Origin of the sequence: Geodermatophilus tzadiensis (genome assembly GCF_003002915.1) — a bacterium.
GTDB classification, from domain to species: Bacteria; Actinomycetota; Actinomycetes; order Mycobacteriales; family Geodermatophilaceae; genus Geodermatophilus; species Geodermatophilus tzadiensis.
In genome coordinates, this window is the sequence record NZ_PVTG01000031.1 from 1 (window position 1) to 3,154 (window position 3,154).

General features: G+C 74.4%; 2 protein-coding genes and 1 pseudogene. All 3 read left to right on the forward strand.

Going from position 1 to position 3,154, the window contains the following annotated elements:
- Positions 1 to 174 (forward strand): annotated as a pseudogene (locus LY71_RS24780) (methyl-accepting chemotaxis protein); the annotation flags it as partial.
- A gap of 34 nt (positions 175 to 208) precedes the next feature.
- The gene (locus tag LY71_RS22995; protein ID WP_106282244.1) at positions 209 to 1,810 is read left to right on the forward strand and encodes a methyl-accepting chemotaxis protein; all 1,602 of its coding nucleotides are present in this window, start codon (positions 209 to 211) and stop codon (positions 1,808 to 1,810) included.
- A 76-nt stretch (positions 1,811 to 1,886) separates the two neighbouring features.
- Positions 1,887 to 3,154 (forward strand): methyl-accepting chemotaxis protein (locus LY71_RS23000; protein WP_245888254.1); only part of this gene is annotated, 1,268 nt, incomplete at its 3' end.

Here is a 3,154-nt window from a genome sequence, read left to right on the forward strand (position 1 = left end):
CGCTCGGTGCAGGAGGCCGCGCAGGGCTCCGGCCAGATCGCCGACAACATCTCCGGGGTCTCCACCGCCGCGGACTCCACCACCCAGGCCCTCACGCAGACCCGCTCCGCGGTCGACGAGCTCGCCCGGATGGCCGCCGACCTGCGCAGCACCGTCGCCCGCTTCACCTACTGACCGCCCGCCCGACCACCTCACCCAGGAGACCCCCATGAGCGACACCCGCAGCGGCCGTACGGGCGGCTGGTTCGCCGACCGGCCCGTCGGCGTCAAGATCGGCGCCGCCGTCGTCGTCCTCGCGCTCGTCGCGATCGCGATGACCGTCCTGGCCGTCAGCCGGCTGTCCGCCCTCGAGGCGGCCGCGGTCCGGATCAACGACAACGTCGTCCGGCTGGCCGACCTGGCGAACATCCAGCGCTCCTGGCAGGGCGACCGGTCGCGGTACAACACCTACCCCGTCGCCGACGCGCAGACGCGGACCGCGCTCCTGGCCGACCTGGCCGAGCGGCGCGACACGATCGACGGGCAGCTCGACGCCTACGCCGCGGTGACGGTGAACCGGCAGGCGTTCGACGAGTTCCGCGCCACGGTCGAGGACTACTACGCCGTCGCCGACGAGCAGCTGGTGCCCGCCGCCGACGCCGGGGACCTGGTTGCCGCGGGCGCGGTCATCACCGGCCCGCTGCAGGACCGCTCCGACACGCTGATGGACCAGTACAACGCCATGCAGGAGCGGCGGGTCGGCGCGGGGCAGGCCGACACCGACGAGGCCGCCGCGATCCACTCCTCGGCGACCACCACCCTGTGGGTGGCCCTGGCCGTCGGCATCCTGGTCGCGGGCACGCTCACCGTGGTCGTGGTGCGCCGGCTGGTCGGCACCGTCCGCTCGGTGCAGCGGTCGGTCGAGGCCCTGGCCGACGGTGACCTGACCGTCGTCCCCGAGGTGCGCGGGCAGGACGAGCTGGGCCGCATGGCCGCCGCGCTGGGCACGGCGCAGGACAACCTGCGCGGCGTGCTGCAGGCCGTCGCCGCGTCGGCCGACGCGGTCGCCGCCTCGAGCGAGGAGCTGTCGGCGTCCTCGGCGCAGATCTCGGCCTCGGCGGAGGAGACCTCCGCGCAGTCCGGTGTCGTCGCCGGTGCGGCCGAGGAGGTGTCGCGCAGCGTCCAGACCGTCGCCGCCGGCGCCGAGCAGATGGGTGCCTCCATCCGCGAGATCGCCAGCAACGCCGCGGAGGCCTCCGCCGTCGCCGCCCGCGCCGTCACCGCCGCGGAGACCACCACCGCCACCGTCGCCAAGCTCGGCGACAGCTCCGCCGAGATCGGCAACGTGGTCAAGGTCATCACGAGCATCGCGGAGCAGACCAACCTGCTGGCGCTCAACGCGACCATCGAGGCCGCCCGCGCCGGGGAGGCCGGCAAGGGCTTCGCCGTCGTCGCGAACGAGGTCAAGGAGCTGGCCCAGGAGACGGCCAAGGCCACCGAGGACATCGCCCGCCGCGTGCAGGCGATCCAGGGCGACACCACCGCCGCCGTCGGCGCCATCGGCGAGATCTCCCAGATCGTCGCGCAGATCAGCGACCGGCAGACCACCATCGCCAGCGCGGTGGAGGAGCAGACCGCGACGACGAACGAGATGTCGCGGTCGGTGCAGGAGGCCGCGCAGGGCTCCGGCCAGATCGCCGACAACATCTCCGGGGTCTCGACCGCTGCCGAGTCCACCACCCAGGCGCTGACCCAGACGCGCTCCGCGGTCGACGAGCTGTCGCGGATGGCCGCCGACCTGCGCACCAGCGTCGCCCGCTTCACCTACTGAGAGAGGACCCCCGGCAGGGGCCCACCGCTCGCGCGCTCGCGGTGGGCCCTTGCAGGGGGCCACAAGAGGAGAACCCGTGTCCCTTCCCCGCCTCTCGGACGTCCGCGTCGGACGCCGACTCGGCCTCGCCTTCGGTGCCGTCGGGCTGCTCGTGCTGGTCAGCGCCGGCGCCGGGCTGTCCGCGGTCGGCGAGCAGCGCGACCTCGCCGAGGAGCTGAGCGCCGTCGACGGCGTCCTCGCCGACGCCGAGACCGCGCGCTTCCAGATCGCCGACGTCACCGGCTGGCAGGGCCTGGTCGTGGCCGACGTCGCCGCCTTCGGCCCGGCCGTGGGGCTCGCGCCGGACACCTACAACCGGGCGGGCCTCCTCGAGGCGAAGGCGGGGGTGTACGAGTGGCTCGAGCAGGTCGACACCTCGGCGATGGACGCCACCGAGCGGGAGGCGTTCGAGGAGTTGCGCCCGGCCTGGGACAACTACTTCCGCTGGGACGACCAGGTGGTCGAGTGGCTCTCCGCGGGCACGCCGGAGAGCCTGCGGACCACGCTGGAGAGCATCAACGGCGGTGAGGCCGGCGAGGGCTACGGCATCGTCCTCGGCCTGGCCGACACCGTGCAGGCGTCGGCCCAGGAGCGCGCCGCCGACCTGCGCCGTCAGCAGGACGCGGCGCAGACCCGGGCGACGGCGCTGCTGAGCGTCGTCGGGGTGCTCGCCGTCCTCATCGCCGCGGGGCTGTCCGTGCTCGCGGCCCGGTCGGTGGTCCGGCCGCTGCGGCGGGTCCGGTCGGCGCTGGACGCCGCGGCGCAGGGTGACCTGACCGTGGAGTCGGGCGTCTCGCGGCGGGACGAGGTCGGCGAGATGGCGGCCTCCCTCGCGGCGATGCAGGCCGGCCTGCGCGAGGTGATGGCTTCCGTGGCGGGTTCGGCGGACGCGGTGGCTGCCTCCAGCGAGGAGCTGTCGGCGTCCTCGGCGCAGATCTCGGCCTCGGCCGAGGAGACCTCGGCCCAGTCCGGCGTCGTCGCGGGTGCGGCGGAGGAGGTGTCGCGCAACGTGCAGACCGTCGCCGCGGGCGCCGAGCAGATGGGCGCCTCCATCCGCGAGATCGCCAGCAACGCCGCGGAGGCCTCCGCCGTCGCCGCCCGGGCGGTGACGGCCGCGGAGACCACGACGGCCACGGTGGCCAAGCTCGGCGAGTCCTCCGCCGAGATCGGCAACGTCGTGAAGGTCATCACGAGCATCGCCGAGCAGACCAACCTGCTGGCGCTCAACGCCACGATCGAGGCCGCCCGCGCGGGCGAGGCCGGCAAGGGCTTCGCGGTGGTGGCCAACGAGGTCAAGGAGCTGGC